At 65.4% G+C, this 15,975-nt stretch carries 15 protein-coding genes and 1 tRNA gene; 8 read left to right on the top strand and 8 right to left on the bottom strand.

The window, feature by feature from the left end:
* Positions 1-87: 87 nt before the first annotated feature.
* Positions 88-3,558, bottom strand: a complete 3,471-nt coding sequence (gene mfd / locus DCN14_RS24645) for a transcription-repair coupling factor (RefSeq protein ID WP_096503193.1) — start codon at positions 3,556-3,558, stop codon at positions 88-90.
* A gap of 108 nt (positions 3,559-3,666) precedes the next feature.
* On the opposite strand from mfd, the gene ispD reads away from it, so the two are divergent.
* Entirely contained in the window at positions 3,667-4,377 is a 711-nt protein-coding gene (gene ispD / locus DCN14_RS24640; protein ID WP_096503191.1) for a 2-C-methyl-D-erythritol 4-phosphate cytidylyltransferase, read from the top strand.
* Between the two features lie 28 nt (positions 4,378-4,405).
* Complete coding sequence (ispF, locus tag DCN14_RS24635; protein ID WP_096503189.1) at positions 4,406-4,891, top strand: 2-C-methyl-D-erythritol 2,4-cyclodiphosphate synthase; 486 nt, start codon at positions 4,406-4,408, stop codon at positions 4,889-4,891.
* Between the two features lie 93 nt (positions 4,892-4,984).
* Here the strand turns inward: ispF and DCN14_RS24630 are convergent, their stop codons facing one another.
* From DCN14_RS24630 to ompR, 4 genes are all read right to left on the bottom strand, one after another.
* Positions 4,985-5,512 carry a carboxymuconolactone decarboxylase family protein gene (locus DCN14_RS24630; RefSeq protein ID WP_096503187.1) on the bottom strand — a complete coding sequence of 176 codons (528 nt, stop codon included), beginning with the start codon at positions 5,510-5,512 and terminating at the stop codon, positions 4,985-4,987.
* Between the two features lie 76 nt (positions 5,513-5,588).
* Complete coding sequence (locus DCN14_RS24625) at positions 5,589-6,137, bottom strand: peroxiredoxin (protein ID WP_006478563.1); 549 nt, start codon at positions 6,135-6,137, stop codon at positions 5,589-5,591.
* A 191-nt stretch (positions 6,138-6,328) separates the two neighbouring features.
* Entirely contained in the window at positions 6,329-7,690 is a 1,362-nt protein-coding gene (locus tag DCN14_RS24620) for an ATP-binding protein (RefSeq protein ID WP_096503185.1), read from the bottom strand.
* A gap of 40 nt (positions 7,691-7,730) precedes the next feature.
* A complete protein-coding gene (ompR, locus tag DCN14_RS24615; RefSeq protein ID WP_004199523.1) occupies positions 7,731-8,456 on the bottom strand; it encodes a two-component system response regulator OmpR in 726 nt (241 codons plus the stop codon).
* Positions 8,457-8,722: 266 nt separating this feature from the next.
* On the opposite strand from ompR, the gene DCN14_RS24600 reads away from it, so the two are divergent.
* The 3 genes from DCN14_RS24600 (at position 8,723) to DCN14_RS24590 (ending at position 11,904) form a co-directional block, all read left to right on the top strand.
* Positions 8,723-9,001, top strand: a complete 279-nt coding sequence (locus DCN14_RS24600; protein WP_096503183.1) for a hypothetical protein — start codon at positions 8,723-8,725, stop codon at positions 8,999-9,001.
* Positions 9,002-9,119: 118 nt separating this feature from the next.
* Positions 9,120-10,628, top strand: coding sequence for a DUF1800 domain-containing protein (locus DCN14_RS24595; RefSeq protein ID WP_096503181.1), 1,509 nt, complete (start codon positions 9,120-9,122; stop codon positions 10,626-10,628).
* A 67-nt stretch (positions 10,629-10,695) separates the two neighbouring features.
* Positions 10,696-11,904, top strand: coding sequence for a DUF1501 domain-containing protein (locus DCN14_RS24590; RefSeq protein WP_096503179.1), 1,209 nt, complete (start codon positions 10,696-10,698; stop codon positions 11,902-11,904).
* A gap of 30 nt (positions 11,905-11,934) precedes the next feature.
* Here DCN14_RS24590 and hpnD read toward each other — a convergent pair whose 3' ends face one another.
* Positions 11,935-12,768 carry a presqualene diphosphate synthase HpnD gene (gene hpnD, locus DCN14_RS24585; protein WP_096503177.1) on the bottom strand — a complete coding sequence of 278 codons (834 nt, stop codon included), beginning with the start codon at positions 12,766-12,768 and terminating at the stop codon, positions 11,935-11,937.
* Positions 12,769-13,017: 249 nt separating this feature from the next.
* On the opposite strand from hpnD, the gene DCN14_RS24580 reads away from it, so the two are divergent.
* Positions 13,018-13,104 (top strand) — tRNA-Leu (locus DCN14_RS24580).
* Positions 13,105-13,286: 182 nt separating this feature from the next.
* Positions 13,287-13,751, top strand: coding sequence for an Arm DNA-binding domain-containing protein (locus tag DCN14_RS39165; protein WP_346265275.1), 465 nt, complete (start codon positions 13,287-13,289; stop codon positions 13,749-13,751).
* 227 nt (positions 13,752-13,978) lie between these two features.
* On the opposite strand, the gene DCN14_RS38780 is transcribed toward DCN14_RS39165, so the two are convergent.
* On the bottom strand, positions 13,979-14,146 hold the full coding sequence (locus DCN14_RS38780; protein WP_240327433.1) for a hypothetical protein: 168 nt from the start codon (positions 14,144-14,146) through the stop codon (positions 13,979-13,981).
* A 152-nt stretch (positions 14,147-14,298) separates the two neighbouring features.
* Positions 14,299-14,988, bottom strand: coding sequence for a complement resistance protein TraT (locus tag DCN14_RS38775; RefSeq protein ID WP_240327329.1), 690 nt, complete (start codon positions 14,986-14,988; stop codon positions 14,299-14,301).
* Positions 14,989-15,635: 647 nt separating this feature from the next.
* Here DCN14_RS38775 and DCN14_RS24565 point away from each other — a divergent pair.
* Positions 15,636-15,956 carry a hypothetical protein gene (locus tag DCN14_RS24565; protein ID WP_096503175.1) on the top strand — a complete coding sequence of 107 codons (321 nt, stop codon included), beginning with the start codon at positions 15,636-15,638 and terminating at the stop codon, positions 15,954-15,956.
* Positions 15,957-15,975 lie beyond the last annotated feature (19 nt).

Raw genomic sequence — 15,975 nt, 5'->3', positions numbered from 1 at the left:
TCCGTCAGAGGAATGGGAAAATCATACTCAAAAACGCGCCGGCCCGCCTTCGCCCGGCGCAGTGCGGTGCAGCATCGCCGCGCGCCGTCAGCGCGCCGCGCTGGTCGCGCCCGGACGCGGCGCGAGCGCGCGCAGTGTTTCCTTGATCGTCGACACGCGGATCGCGAGATCGGGCGAGCGCGTCTCGATGCGCAGCTTGTCCTGGCCCGCGAGCTTGATGTGCCGGTGTTTCTGCACCATCTCGATGATCCGCATCGGGTCGATCGGCGGGTTCGGTTCGAACTGCAGCCCGATCGCGATCTCGCTCGCGTCGATCTTGACGATGCCGAGCGGCTTCGCCGCCAGCCGCAACCGGTGCGTTTCGACGAGCGCGTGCGCCTGCGGCGGCAGCTTGCCGAAGCGGTCGATCAGTTCTTCCTGGATGCCGTCGATCGCGTCGCCGTGCTCGCAGTTCGCGAGACGCTTGTACAGCGACAGCCGCTCCTGCACGTCCACGCAGTAGTCGGCCGGCAGGATCGCGGGCGCATGCAGGTTGATTTCCGTCGTCGCGGCGAGCGGGGCGGTGAGGTCGGGCTCCTTGCCGTTCTTCAGCGCCTTCACCGCGTCGTTGAGCATGTCGGTGTAAAGCTGGAAGCCGATCTCGTGGATCTCGCCCGACTGCTTGTCGCCGAGCACCTCGCCGGTGCCGCGGATCTCGAGGTCGTGCATCGCGAGATAGAAGCCCGAACCGAGTTCCTCCATCTGCTGGATCGCCTCGAGCCGGCGCTGCGCCTGCTTGGTCAGCGCCTGCGGATCGTGGACCAGCAGATACGCATAGGCCTGGTGGTGCGAACGGCCGACGCGGCCGCGCAGCTGGTGGAGCTGCGCGAGGCCGAACTTGTCCGCGCGGTGCATGATGATCGTGTTCGCGCTCGGCACGTCGATGCCGGTCTCGATGATGGTCGTGCACAGCAGCACGTTCGCGCGCTGCGCGACGAAATCGCGCATCACGCGTTCGAGTTCGCGCTCGTGCATCTGGCCGTGCGCGATCGCGATGCGCGCTTCGGGCACCAGTTCCTCGAGCATCGCCTTGCGATTCTCGATCGTCTCGACCTCGTTGTGCAGGAAGTACACCTGGCCGCCGCGCTTCAGTTCGCGCAGCATCGCCTCGCGGATCACGCTTTCTTCCTCGCGGCGCACGAAGGTCTTGATCGCGAGTCGCTTCTGCGGCGCGGTGGCGATCACCGAGAAGTCGCGCAGCCCCTCGAGCGCCATCCCGAGCGTGCGCGGGATCGGCGTCGCGGTGAGCGTCAGCACGTCGACTTCCGCGCGCAGCGCCTTCAGCGCTTCCTTCTGGCGCACGCCGAAACGGTGCTCCTCGTCGATGATCACGAGGCCGAGGCGCTTGAACTGCACGTCCGACGACAGCAGCTTGTGCGTGCCGATCACGATGTCGACGCTGCCTTCGTTGATCTGCGCGATCGCCGCGTTCACTTCCTTGGTCGTCTTGAAACGCGACAGCTCGACGATACGCACCGGCCAGTCCGCGAAGCGGTCGGCGAAGGTCTGCGTGTGCTGCTCCGCGAGCAGCGTGGTCGGCGACAGCAGCGCGACCTGCTTGCCGCCCATCACCGCGATGAACGCGGCGCGCAGCGCGACTTCGGTCTTGCCGAAGCCGACGTCGCCGCACACGAGGCGGTCCATCGGCTTGCCGCTCGTCATGTCGCCGATCACGGCCGCGATCGCCGCGGCCTGGTCGGGCGTTTCCTCGAAGCCGAAGCTTTCCGCGAACTTCACGTAGTCGCGCGGCTCGAGCGCGAACGCATGGCCTTCGCGGGCCGCGCGGCGCGCGTACAGGTTCAGCAGCTCGGCGGCGGTGTCGCGGATCTGCTGCGCGGCCTTGCGCTTCGCGCGCTCCCACTGGCCCGAGCCGAGCGCGTGCAGCGGCGCGCTGTCGGGATCGGCGCCGCTGTAGCGCGAGATCACGTGCAGTTGCGAGACCGGCACGTAGAGCTTGCTGTCGCCCGCGTATTCGAGGTGCAGGAATTCGGTTTCGCCTTCGCCGAGATCCATCGACACGAGGCCCATGTAGCGGCCGATGCCGTGCTGCGCGTGGACCACCGGGTCGCCGACCTTCAGCTCCGACAGGTCGCGCACCATCGCGTCGACGTTGCTCGCCTGCTCCTGCCGGCGGCGCCCCGCGCGGCGGCCGAGCGCGCCGTATAGCTCGGTTTCGGTGACGAGCGCATAGCCTTCGCCCGGCACCGCGAAGCCGCTCGCGAGCGGCGCGACGCCGAGCGCGAAGCGCGCGTCGCTTGCGAGCCAGCTCGCGAAGTCGTCGTTCGACGACGGTCGCAGGTGATGTTCGGCGAGCAGTTGCAGGATCGTTTCGCGGCGGCCGGCCGATTCGACGGTCAGCAGCACGCGCTTGCCGGACGATTCGACGAACGTGCGCAGCGCGGCGAGCGGATCGTCGGCGTGGCGATCGACCGTCAGCTCGGGCAGCCCGGTCGCCCAGCCGCCGGCCGGCTGCGCGGGCAGCACGACGCGCGCGAACGGCTTCGCGAACGCGAAGAAATCCTCGTCCGACAGGAACAGGCGCTGCGGTTCGAGGATCGGCCGCTCGCGATCGTGCGACAGGAATGCGTGGCGCTGCTTCGTGTCGGCGGTGAAGCGGCGGATCGACGTTTCGAGATCGCCGGCGAACACCAGGTGCGCGTCCTGCGGCAGGTAGTGGAACAGCGTGGCCGTTTCGTCGAAGAACAGCGGCAGGTAATACTCGATGCCGGCCGACGGCACGCCGCTGCCGATGTCCTTGTAGATCGGCGCGCGGCTCGGGTCGCCTTCGAAGGTTTCGCGCCAGCGGCTGCGAAAGGCCGTGCGGGCAGCTTCGTCGAACGGAAATTCGCGGCCGGGCAGCAGGCGCACGTCGCGCACCGGATAGAGGCTGCGCTGCGTATCGGGATCGAACGCGCGGATCGAGTCGACCTGGTCGTCGAACAGGTCGATCCGGTACGGCAGCGGCGAACCCATCGGGTACAGGTCGATCAGCGAGCCGCGCACGCAGTATTCGCCGGGCCGCACGACCTGGCTCACGTGCTCGTAGCCGGCCAGCGTCAGCTGCGCCTTCAGCTTCGCCTCGTCGAGCCGTTCGCCCTGCGCGAACGCGAACGTGTACGCGGCCATGAACGACGCGGGCGGCATCCGGTACAGCGCGGTGGTCGCGGGCACCAGCAGGATGTCGCAGCGCCCCTCGCCGAGGTCGTGCAGCGTCGCCAGTCGCTCGGAGACGAGATCCTGGTGCGGCGAGAAGGTGTCGTACGGCAGCGTTTCCCAGTCCGGCAGCAGGCGCACGCGCGCATCGGGGGAGAAGTAGCGGAGTTCCTGCGACAGCCGCTGCGCGTCCACCGCGTTCGCGCAGATCACCGCAAGGAGCGGGACCGCGTCGCGGTTGTCGGCGAGATAGCGGGCGATGGCGAGCGCGTCGGCGGAGCCGTGCGCGCCGTCGAAGGCGAACCGCTGGCCCGGCTTGACGCGGGCGACGGGCGAGGCGAACGGGGTGGAAGCGTTGTCTGGCATAGGGACGGCAGGGGTGGCGGGCACGGGCGCATCGCGGTGCGCCGGTCGAGACGAAAGACCTATTATAAAATCCGCTTCTCGATTTCACCTTTCCGGCGTTTTTCTTTCGTGACTCCCCGACTTTTCGCCCTGATTCCCTGTGCCGGCACGGGCAGCCGTTCCGGTTCGGCCGTGCCGAAGCAATATCGCACGCTGGCCGGCCGCGCGCTGCTGCATTACACGCTCGCCGCGTTCGACGCGTGCAGCGAATTCGCGCAGACGCTCGTCGTCCTCGCGCCCGACGACACGCACTTCGACGCGCGCCGCTTCGCGGGCCTGCGCTTCGCGGTGCGCCGCTGCGGCGGCGGCTCGCGGCAGGCATCGGTGCTGAACGGGCTGCTCGAGCTGGCCGAATTCGGCGCGACCGACCAGGACTGGGTGCTCGTGCACGACGCCGCGCGCCCGGGTATCACGCCGGCGCTGATCCGCACGCTCGTCGCGACGCTGAAGGACGACCCGGTCGGCGGCATCGTCGCGCTGCCGGTGGCCGATACGCTCAAGCGCGTGCCGGCCGGCGGCGACGCGATCGCGCGCACCGAGTCGCGCGACGCGCTGTGGCAGGCGCAGACGCCGCAGATGTTCCGCATCGGCATGCTGCGCGACGCGATCCTGCGCGCGCAGCGCGACGGGCACGACCTGACCGACGAGGCCAGCGCGATCGAATGGGCCGGCCATACGCCGCGCGTCGTACAGGGCAGCCTGCGCAACTTCAAGGTCACGTACCCGGAAGATTTCGCGCTCGCGGAAGCGATTCTCGCGCGCCCCGCGAACGCTTCCTGACTTTCACCTTATCTCAACCGGAATACGCATGGACTTCAGAATCGGACAAGGCTACGACGTGCACCAGCTCGTGTCGGGGCGCCCCCTCATCATTGGCGGCGTGACGATTCCGTACGAGCGCGGCCTGCTCGGCCATTCGGACGCCGACGTGCTGCTGCACGCGATCACCGACGCGCTGTTCGGCGCGGCGGCGCTGGGCGACATCGGTCGCCATTTCTCCGACACCGATGCGGCGTTCAAGGGCGCGGACAGCCGCGTGCTGCTGCGCGAATGCGTCGCCCGCGTGAAGGCGGCCGGCTTCACGATCCAGAACGTCGACAGCACCGTGATCGCGCAGGCGCCGAAGCTCGCGCCGCATATCGACGGGATGCGCGCGAACATCGCGGCCGATCTCGGGTTGCCGCTCGAGCGCGTGAATGTGAAGGCGAAGACCAACGAGAAGCTCGGCTATCTCGGCCGCGGCGAGGGCATCGAGGCGCAGGCCGCGGCGTTGCTGGTGAAGCAGGGCGCCTGACGGCGTCGCGAAGCGGCGTGCGCGTTGCGCCGCCGGAATGAAAAAATGCCACGCGAACGCGTGGCATTTTCGTTTGACGGCGCCGGCGGCCGGTTACTCGCCTTCGGCGGCGATCACCTGCGCGGCGGCGTTGATCACCGACGCGATGCGGCCGACGTCGCGCAGCTGCGTCGTCGTCATCCCTTGCTCGTTCTTCAGCAGCGCATAGTGCGACTTCACGCAGAAGTGGCACTTGCCGACGATCGACGCGGCGAGCGCGTACATCTCGAACCTGCGCTTGTCGACGCCGCCGTGCGACGCATACGCACCCATCCGCAGCTCGGCGCGCTGGGTCTTCAGGTCGGCGTCGTCGGCCATCTCGACATACGGATACCAGGTGTTGTTCATCCCCATCAGCGCGGCGGCCGTCAGCACGGCATGCGTCTCTTCGGGCGACAGCACGCCGGCTTCGCGGATCGTCTTCACCAGCACGGTGCTCTTCGCCGCGACCGCCGCTGCCAGCGCGACGCCGACCGCATCGGTGCCTTCGAGCGACGAGCGCGAGATCGTGCCGTCGAGGTTCAGGCGAATGTCCTTCGCGTAGTCGGGGATACGTGCCTTAATCGAGTCGATGAATTCCATTGATATCTCCTATGGGTTGGCCGTTAAAAAAGCCCGCAGGCAGGACGTGCGCCGCGGGCTTCGTGCATCGATGCGCTTACAGCGTTGCGCCGCCGACTGCACGGTTGCACGGGCACAGTTCGTCCGTTTGCAGGCCGTCCAGAATGCGCAGGACTTCTTCCGGGCTACGGCCGACGTTCAGGTTGTTCACCGAAACGTGCTGGATCGTGTTGTCCGGGTCGACGATGAACGTCGCGCGCAGCGCAACGCCGGCTTCCTTGTCGCGCACGCCGAGCTGGTCGATCAGCTCGCCCTTGACGTCGCCGAACGAGTAGTGGTTCAGCTTGTCCAGGTCCTTGTGCTCACGGCGCCATGCGAGCTTCACGAATTCGTTGTCCGAGCTGCCGCCGAGCAGGACGGCGTCGCGCTCTTCGAACTGCTTCGTGAGCTTGGCGAATTCGACGATTTCCGTCGGGCACACGAACGTGAAATCCTTCGGATAGAAGTAGATGATCTTCCACTTGCCCGGGAACGACGCTTCGGTGACGGTCTCGAACGCCGACTGGCCGTTTTCCTCGTGATTGTTGAAGCCCGGCTTCGCGGCTACGACGGTGAATGCTTCGAGTTTATCGCCCACGGTTTTCATGCGGATACTCCTGTATGAGTTGGGAAGAAGACTGAGTCAAGCTACCTCGGTGCTGCAACGGTGATGTGACAGCACATGGGGAAAACTATAACACTATTAGCAAAGCGCTTCAATAGATTTTAACTAACTATTCTCATAGCTTTTTTCAACCGCGGCGATAGTGTGACGCGCAAGAACCGTGCGCGAACGTGTCATGCCGTCGCACGCGCCTTGCCGGCGCCGGGGAATTCGAGGGTGACTTCGAGGCCCGCTTCGGGGCTGCGGTTGCGCAGGCGCAGCGCGCCGCGATAGCGGCCGACGAGGCGCAGCACGATCGCCATGCCGAGCCCCGTGCCGTCCGCCTTGGTGCGGGCCGTGTCGACGCGGTAGAACGGCCGCATCACGAGCGGCAGCTGGTCCTCGGGGATGCCGGGCCCCTCGTCGCTCACCGACAGCTCGACACGTGCGTGCGTCACGCGCGTCTCGAGCGTGATGCGCGACACGCCGTCCTGCCGGCTCTGGCCGTACTTGCGCGCGTTCTCGACGAGGTTGCCGATCACGCGGCGCATGTCCGTCTCGTCGGCTTCGATCACGGCGGTCGGCGCGAGCCGGGTGTGGATCTCGACGCCGTCCTCGCCCGACAGGCGTGCGGCGACTTCCTGCACGATCGATGACAGGTCGACCGGCTCCGGCTTGCGCTGCGTCGGGCGTGCGTAGTCGATGAATGCCGCGATGATGCGGTCCATCTGCTCGATGTCGTCGACCATCGCGTCCTTGGTCGCCTGGTCGGACGGGCTCATCTCGGTTTCGAGCCGCAGCCGCGCGAGCGGCGTGCGCAGGTCGTGCGAGATGCCCGCGAGCATCAGCGCGCGATCGGCCTCGAGCTGTTCGAGGTCGCGCACCATCTGGTTGAAGCTGCGATTGGTGTCGGCCGCGACGCCCATTCCGCGCTCGGGCAGTGGATCGGGCGCCTGGCCCGAGCCGACCTGGCGCGCGGCGAGCGCGAGTCTGGAGAACGGCCGGTTCACGAGGCTCGTGATGAACGCGGAGCCGAACAGCGACAGCGCGAGCGCGAACAGGCCCCAGCCGGCCCACTGCAGGCCCGTGACGTTGTCGAGCTGGTCGCGGTCGAGCGCGACCCAGTAGTCGTCGTCGTCGATCTTGAAGCTGATCCATACGCCCGGGATGTCGTTGACCGACTGGGCGATCACGGTGTCGTCGCCGAGACGGCTGCGAATGTCGTGTTCGATCAGACGATTCAGCGATTCGTCGGGCTGCAGCTTGAACTTGTCGGTTTTTTCGCGCGGATAAACGCGCACGCCCTCGTTGCTCTCCAGATCCTGCAGCAGCGCGCGCCGCAGATCGGGATCGGAATAGAGCAGGGCGGTGCGCGTGAGCTTCACGATCGCGACGAGCTGGAGCGCGACGCGCTGCGCGCGCGGCTCCCGCTCGATCACGCGAAAGCTCTGGAACCACGCGGCGAGACTGACCGAGATCAGCAGCGCGATCAGCAGGAAGGTGCGCCAGAACAGCCCGCCGAACGCGAGCTGCAGGAGGCGCCGGTCGATACGCATGGGACGGGCCGAGGACAGGCGAAACCGGAAAGAAAGAAGATCAGGCGGCGCCGTCCGGAATGAACACGTAGCCGAGGCCCCAGACGGTCTGGATGAAGCGCGGGCTGCCCGGATCCGGTTCGATCAGCTTGCGCAGGCGCGAGATCTGCACGTCGAGGCTGCGGTCGAATACTTCGTATTCACGGCCGCGCGCGAGCTCCATCAGCTTCTCGCGCGACAGCGGCTGGCGCGGATGACGCGCGAATACCTTCAGCACCGAGAATTCGCCGGTCGTCAGCGGAATTTCCTGGCCCGATTTCGTGAGCGTGCGCGTCGCGAGATTCAGCGAGAACTCGCCGAACTCGAACACCTCGGTGGTTTCGGACGGTGCGCCTGGCAGTTCGGCCGGCGCCTGGCGGCGCAGCACCGCGTGAATGCGCGCGACGAGTTCGCGCGGGTTGAACGGCTTGGGCAGGTAGTCGTCGGCGCCCATCTCGAGGCCGACGATGCGATCGACGTCTTCACCCTTCGCGGTGAGCATGATGATCGGCGTGCGGTCGTTGCTGCCGCGCAGACGGCGGCAGATCGACAGGCCGTCTTCGCCGGGCAGCATCAGGTCGAGCACGAGCAGGTCGAAGCGCTCGCGCACCCAGAGCTTGTTCATCGCGGTCGCGTTCTCCGCGACGTATACGTTGAAACCCTGCTCGCCGAGATAGCGGCGCAGCAGATCGCGCAGGCGCGGGTCGTCGTCGACGACGAGAATCTTGGAGGGGTTTTTCGTTTCCATGAGCGGCATCTTATCGCGAATGAGAAATCACGCACGGTCGCGTATTTTCAGGCGTTACAGTCAGTTACAAAATTTACCCGTAGTGTCGTAGAGAGTAAAGGCAGGCTATCGAGATTCCTTTACTCGAAGCCGAAATTCGGTGGATACTCCCTGCACTCCATCTTTCATCTTTGCACACCCGAATTCCGCAGGGTTTTTCAAGTACCAGAGGTAACCGGTTGCCGCGTGACGAAGGGAACAAATCGACCAGAGAAGCGAGGACGGTCATGCGATCTGCCCGGATTGCACTGATGCTGACGATCGCACTTGCCGGTCCATATGCGTCGAACTTCGCGTATGCGCAGGGCCCCGAACAGGGCGCATGGTCGCGCAAGATGCAGCGCGGCAAAGCGTCGCAGCCCGACCGCGCCGCCGACACGGCGGTTCGTTCCGCCGTGCCTCCCGATCTCGAACAGCGCCGCCGCGACGGGCACATGACGCCCGAAGAGCGCCACCTGCTGCGTCAGCACATCGAAGACGCCGTCCGCGAGCTGTACAAGCGCTGAGCCGCGCGCCTTGCCCGCTGCCCGAAAAATTCCGTAGCAATTTTTCCGTCAACTTTCACCCGCGTCCCGCCGTTGAACCGGCATCCGCGCCGACGGTGCGTTCCGGGAGTTCCAGACGATGAAAGCGCATGCTGCCGCATCGGTTTCACCCGCGATGCAGGCGCCGCTCGACGCCGACGATGCGTCGTTCTTCCTGAGCCGTACCGGCTTTTCTCCCGCCCCTGCCGAGGTTGCCCGCGTCGTCGGCATGACGCGCGCGCAGGCCGTGGCCGACGTGCTCGCCGATGTGCGCCGCGACCCCGTGACGACGTGGCCCGATTGGATCGCCGAGCTGCCGCCGACACGCGCGCAGCGTCAGGCGCTGACGCCCGACATGCGCCGCGACGCGCAGCGCGAACGCAATCACCGTTACGATGCGTTACGCGCCGCATGGGTCAACGAGATGATCGTGACGCCGTCGCCGCTCACCGAACGCATGACGCTGTTCTGGCATGGACACTTCACGTCGGGGCAGGACAAGGTGCCGTATCCGCAGACGATGGCCGTGCAGAACGCGCTGTTTCGCCGCGAGGCGCTCGGCAATTTCGGCACGCTGCTGCATGCCGTCGCGAAGGATCCGGCGATGCTCCAGTATCTCGACGGCGCGAGCAATCGCAAGGGGCGCCCGAACGAGAATTTCGCGCGCGAGGTGATGGAGCTGTTCACGCTCGGCGAAGGGCATTACACGCAGCGCGACGTGACCGAAGCCGCGCGCGCGATGACCGGCTGGAGCATCGATCCCGATACGCTGCGCTTCGTGGTGCGGCCCGAATGGCACGATGCAGGCGACAAGACGATTCTCGGCGAGACCGGCGCGTTCGACGGCGACGGGTTTCTCGACATCCTGCTGAAGCGGCCCGACACCGCGCGCTTCATTGCAGGCAAGCTGTGGCGCGAGTTCGTTTCCGATACGCCGGACGCCGGCGCGCTCGACACCGTTGCCGAGCGGTTTCGCGCGAGCGGCTACGACGTTCGCGCGGCGCTCGCCGCGCTGTGGTCGACCGATGCATTCTGGGATCCGCGCAACCGCGGCGTGCTCGTGAAATCGCCGGCCGAATTCGTGGTCGGCTCGGTGCGGCTCTTCGACGTCGCGTACGGCGACCCGCAGATGCTCGCGAACACCGTGCGCACGCTCGGGCAGAACCTGTTCTATCCGCCGAACGTGAAGGGCTGGCCGGGCGGCGCGATGTGGATCAACAGCACCACGCTGCTCGCGCGCAAGCAGTTCGTCGAACAGTTGTTCCGCGCGACCGAGACGGCCGGCATGCGCGCGCCGGCGCCTGCGATGGCGCCGCCGCCGAATGCCCGCGCTGCCCGCGCGCACGTGGTGCCGGTGGTCGACACGGCGTCTGCTGCCGCCATGCGCGGCGGGCCGGCCAAACCCGTGCACGGCGGTCTGCGGTTCGACCTCGAGCGCTGGCTCGCGCAGTATCGCGCGCGACCGCAGGCGACGGCGGGATTGTCGATCGAGCTTCAACTGCAGCATGCGGTGCTGCCGGTGTCGCCCGTTGCGGCGATCGATACGGACTCGACCGGCAGCGCGTATCTCGAGGCGCTGCTGATGGACCCGGCCTATCAACTGAAATGACGAAAACGACGATGGAGAGGCGCGCCGCAGCGGCGAATGTGCCGCGCGGCGAACCGAAGGATGCGCGATGAATCGACGTGACTTTCTGACGCTGACGGGCGCCGCGGCGGCCGCGGGCGTGTCGGTGTGGCAACCGTCCGCGCTGGCCGCTCCAGCCGCGCGCACGACGGCCGGCTATGCGAACGTGCTGATTCTCGTCGAGCTGAAAGGCGGCAACGACGGGCTCAACACGGTGGTGCCGTATGCCGATCCGTTGTACTACCAGTTCCGCCGCGGCATCGGCATCAGGCGCGAGCAGGTGCTGCAGCTCGATGCGCATACGGGGCTGCATCCGTCGCTGGCACCGCTGATGCCGTTGTGGCGCGACGGACAGGTCGCCATCGTGCAGGGCGTCGGCTATCCGCAGCCGAACCTGTCGCATTTCCGCTCGATCGAGATCTGGGATACCGCGTCGCGTTCCGATCAATACCTGCACGAAGGCTGGCTCACGCGCACGTTTGCGCAGGCGCCCGTGCCGCCCGGTTTCGCGGCGGACGGCGTCGTGCTCGGCAGCGCCGAGATGGGGCCGCTCGCGAACGGCGCGCGTGCGATCGCGCTCGTCAATCCCGCGCAGTTCATCCGTGCGGCGCGGCTTGCCGAGCCGTCGTCGCTGCGCGAACGGAATCCGGCGCTCGCGCACATCGTCGACGTCGAGAACGATATCGTGAAGGCAGCCGACCGGCTGCGCCCGCGCGGCGGGATGCGCGCGTTCAGGACGGCCTTTCCGGCCGGGACGTTCGGCACGTCGGTGAAGACGGCAATGCAGGTGCTCGCCGCATGCGAGGCGCCGGGGCCGGGGGCACAGGATGGCGTCGCGGTGCTGCGGCTCACGCTCAACGGATTCGACACGCACCAGAACCAGCCGGGACAGCAGGCGGCGTTGCTCAAGCAGTTTGCGGAAGGGATGAGCGCGATGCGCAGCGCGCTGACCGAGCTCGGGCGCTGGAACCAGACGCTCGTGATGACGTATGCGGAATTCGGCCGGCGCGTGCGCGAGAACCAGAGCAACGGCACCGATCACGGGACGGCCGCGCCGCATTTCGTGATGGGCGGCCGCGTGGCCGGCGGCCTGTACGGTGCGCCGCCCGCGCTCGGGCACCTCGACGGCAACGGCAACCTGCCGGTCGCGGTCGATTTCCGCCAGCTCTATGCGACCGTGCTCGGGCCGTGGTGGGGGCTCGATGCGACGCGCGTGCTGCAGCAGCGCTTCGATACGTTGCCGCTGCTCAAGGCGTGAGGGTGCAAGTGCGTCGCGTTGCGCTACGGGTCAGCGGCGGCGTGCGGCTCGCCATGCGATCCACAGCTTGCGGATCGGCGTCAGCGCGATGCGCTGATGCAGCACCTGGAAGCCGTCGCGCTCGATTTCGTCGAGCAGCGCGCCGGCCAGCGCGATCTGCGCCCGCAGCGTGCGCTGCGCGCGGCGTTCGGATGCGGGGATCGCCGCGTCGGCCGCAGCGAGCGCTTCGCGCGCCCGGGCCGTCTGGAACTGCAGCAGCTCGGTGAAGGCCGGGCTGTAGCGGCGGTTCAGCAGATCGGCCGCGGTCACGTTGTAGCGTTGCAGTTCGTCGATCGGCAGGTAGATGCGGCCATGACGCGCATCGTTGCCGAGTTCCTGCACGAACTGCGCGAGCATCAGCGCGTGGCCGACATCCGCGGCCCACGGCTGCGGGTCGGCCGGATTCGCGGCGCTCGCGCGCGCGACCAGCGATGCGAATGTGCTGCCGACCTGCGCGGTGTAGCGCTGCAGGTTCGCGAAATCCAGGTAGCGCGCCTGTTCGAGATCCATCCCGTAACCGTTGACGAGCGTGCGTAGCGCGTCGGCCTCAGCCGCGATCGACGGATGATGTTGCGCCAGCGCTTTCGTGACCGGGTGTGTCGGTTCGCCGGCGGCGAGTGCCGCGAGTTCCTTGTGCCACCATGCGAGCTTCGTGTGTCCGACGGTCGGGTCGCTGGTTTCCTTGACGGTTTCCTCGAGTTCGCGGCGCAGCGCGAACAGGGCCGTCAGGCGTGGCGCGGCGGCGAGCGGTGCCTGGCGCAGCGCGTAGTAGACGCTGGAACCGGCGGGAGCAGCCTTTTGCTGACAGTAGTCGTCGAAGTTCACGGGCGGGATCGTGGCGAAGGCGGGTTCGGGGGACGCGTGCCGGCGCGTGGCCGACACGTCGAGCGCGGCATTCTAGCACCGCTCGTCGAGCGATGCCGGCGGGGCGAGACAATGCGGCGGAGATCGGGTAGAATCTCGCGCTCGCCTGATCGGGCGTGCCGGCTTTTCGGGTCGGCGCGAAGGGTCCCGGGTATTTCGGGCGCGCGGAGAACGTATCTTGCGTGCCGCGCGATCAGGCAACGGACATGCGCGTGAGTGGCGAAATTGGTAGACGCACCAGGTTTAGGTCCTGACGCCCGCAAGGGTGTGCCGGTTCGAGTCCGGCCTCACGCACCAACTCAAGTTCCGGGGAAGTCCGGGAATGTCCGTGAAACCCGCTACAGATAAGGGTTTCGCTGATTCTAAGGTCCGGCATCGTCCGCCGGAATCCAACACGATCCGAATGGTTTGATGGTATTTTTGTTGGTATCGCAATGCTGGCACGCTTGCGGCGTGTGGCGATACCAACAGGATATCCGATGGCACTCTCAGACCTCCAGTGCAAGAACGCCAAGTACAACCCCAGCGGTACGGGCAACAAGCTTGCCGACGGCGATAGCCTCTTCTTGTTCCTGATGCCTACTGGCAGCAAGCTCTGGCGGTATTTGTACCGCGATGCGTTCAAGAAACAGAAAACGTTGTCTATCGGCGCTTATCCGGCAGTTGGTCTACAAACTGCTCGAAAGAAGCGCGACGAAGCGCGCGCCCAGATAGCTGAGGGCGTTGACCCGAGTGAAGCCAAAAAGGCAGCGAAGCAAGCGGCGGTGCTTGCTGCTTCCAACAGTCTGGAGGCTGTAGCGCGCGTGTGGATGGAAGAGCGCGCCGTTCCCGAGTCGAGCCGAAACAATACGGCAAAACATTGGCTCGTTTCGTCAGCGATGTGTTCCCGTGGTTGGGGAAACGCCCCATTGATCAAATCGATGCGCCTGAAATTCTATCTGTGATGAAGCGGATTGCAGGGAGGGGGCTCGATATACGGCTGACCGTGTGCGCTCCGAGCTGAGCATGGTTTTTCGGTATGGAATCAGGGAGGGTTATTGCAAGGCCGACCCGGCCCGGGATCTGGTTGGAGCCGTTCCAGTGCCGCGAGCCAAGCACTTTGCATCGATCACGGACTGGCGCCAGGTTGGCGAGTTGCTGCGAGCGTTTGATGGATTCAAGGGCACTTTCGTTATGCAGTGCGCTCTGCGCTTATCTCCCTTGTTGTTCCAGCGGCCAGGCGCCAGTCCATGCCAGCGGCTTGCGCCCAGACTTCGAGCGGTTGTTTCGGGGCGAGCTTGTTGCCGAGACCGTGCCAGGGTTCGGCACCGACATACGCCATGGTTTGGACGAGATGCATGAGGAAATGCTCCTATTAAAAATCACAGTGCGGAAAGCCCGACTGACGCCGAGCGAAATGAAGGTGCGGAGAGAAATCGACGCGGGACAGGGTGGGAGGGGGATGTGCCAGCGAGGTGATGTGGGCGGGCGTGGCAAATGTAGATGTGCGCGTTACTGAGGCGGGGAGCCGAATACGTTCCCACACGAACGGCACCGAAAGTTATCGAGCACGTTGTCGTCGATGGCGGCGCCCACGGCCGAGCCAGCGGCACAGCCCGCGGCGCTGCCCACCAGACCGGCGATGACCGCGCCGGCCAGCCCGCCAAAGACCGAGCCGATCGGCCCGCCAATTGCGCCCACGACTGCGCCAGCTTCGGCACCGGAAAGCGCCATCGCCATCCCGCTTGTTGCCCCTGCGACGCTTCCGATCGTGCTGCCGGTCTTGCGTCCGATATTGAGCGTGTCGATCCGTGACGACAAGCAATGCGGGCACCGTATAGCCGGCTCGGTTGAAGTCGATGCATACGCTCGGGATTGCAGTGACGCATACGGCGAGACGTCACGGGCGTCCTCGGGGAGGCGCGACGATTCGGGTGTCTCGAACGACTCACGCCGCCCCGTTCGTCGAACGTATTCCTGACTATCGTCGGCGGTCGCACGCAGTACGTGATCAGGATAGGGCGCGTCGGCTTCCCACTCGTCATGAGTATCGACACGGGGGGACAAGGGAAATGCTGGAGCGGAGTGGTGGAGGCGTAGTCGCCGGTTTCTGCTGACCAACCAATAGGCGGCCAATGCGAGCGAGACGACGAGGGTGAGCGCCATAGCAGCAAGCGCGATGGGAGAGAGGGGGAAGTTCACAGAGGCTCCTGAGCGAAGTGAGCCAACTCAAGAGAGAGTCGGCGGAGCGGCCGGGATTGGCCGTGCTCAAGGAGGTGATATAGGGGTGAAATTTTTTTCATCACCCGACCTTCAACCCGGATGGTGCGTTGGGGGATTCAACGTAACCTAGGGCAAATCGGCTTCAGCGGCGCGGGTTGGATACCCACCACGAATCGACCACCGCGCGAGACTGGCGTCGACTGCGCGTTATGGCGTGCATGCCGATCGCGACAATGTGAAACGGGCGGGTTCAATGGCCTTTCTCTGCAAATTTAGCAAGCTATATGAAGCGCACGCGATAGTGCATCATCAATGATTACGTATTGCTGTTGCCAAGCGTTGGCTTACGCTTAGCGATGACGAGTCATTGCCTCGATCGCACATATCGCATTAAAAGCGGGCTCTCCGGAATTTCGAGATTAGGCTATCTAAAAATAAAGTCTAAATATTTTTTGATAATTGTTGAAAATCACCAATCTTCAAATATTGAAAAAATCGAGTTGTTTCGATGGACGGTTACGTGCTTTCCCGTGTACGGTTCGATCGCAACCACTTCGCTCGCACGTATTGCCGTATGTCGGCGGTTCCGAGCCATTCAGCCGACAGCTTCCGAGAGATCCGGACGTATGAATAACGATAACCTGATTGAGCGCTACCAGGCGTTGACCAACGACGTTGCCGTGCTGGAAACCATCGCACAGATCGCGCTGGAAAACACCCGGAAGCGCGTCACGTATTTCGCACGTCTGGCCGCGATCGCTCGATATGGGACGCGGGTCGAGTGCCCCGATATTGATCACGCTGTATTACTTGCGTCGATTGAGCAACTGAGCGAGCAGTACGAGCGCGAAGCGCGCATGCAGGAGGATGTCTTGCGTACAGCTTACGCATTACATGCGCTGCATAAAGACGAAGAATGGTCGCAACTATCAATTGCAATGCACTAAATTTATCCCGTTTGCGCAA

Source organism: Burkholderia sp. IDO3 (genome assembly GCF_003366075.1).
Taxonomy (GTDB): Bacteria; Pseudomonadota; Gammaproteobacteria; order Burkholderiales; family Burkholderiaceae; genus Burkholderia; species Burkholderia anthina.
This window is presented reverse-complemented; position numbering and strand designations above follow the sequence as displayed.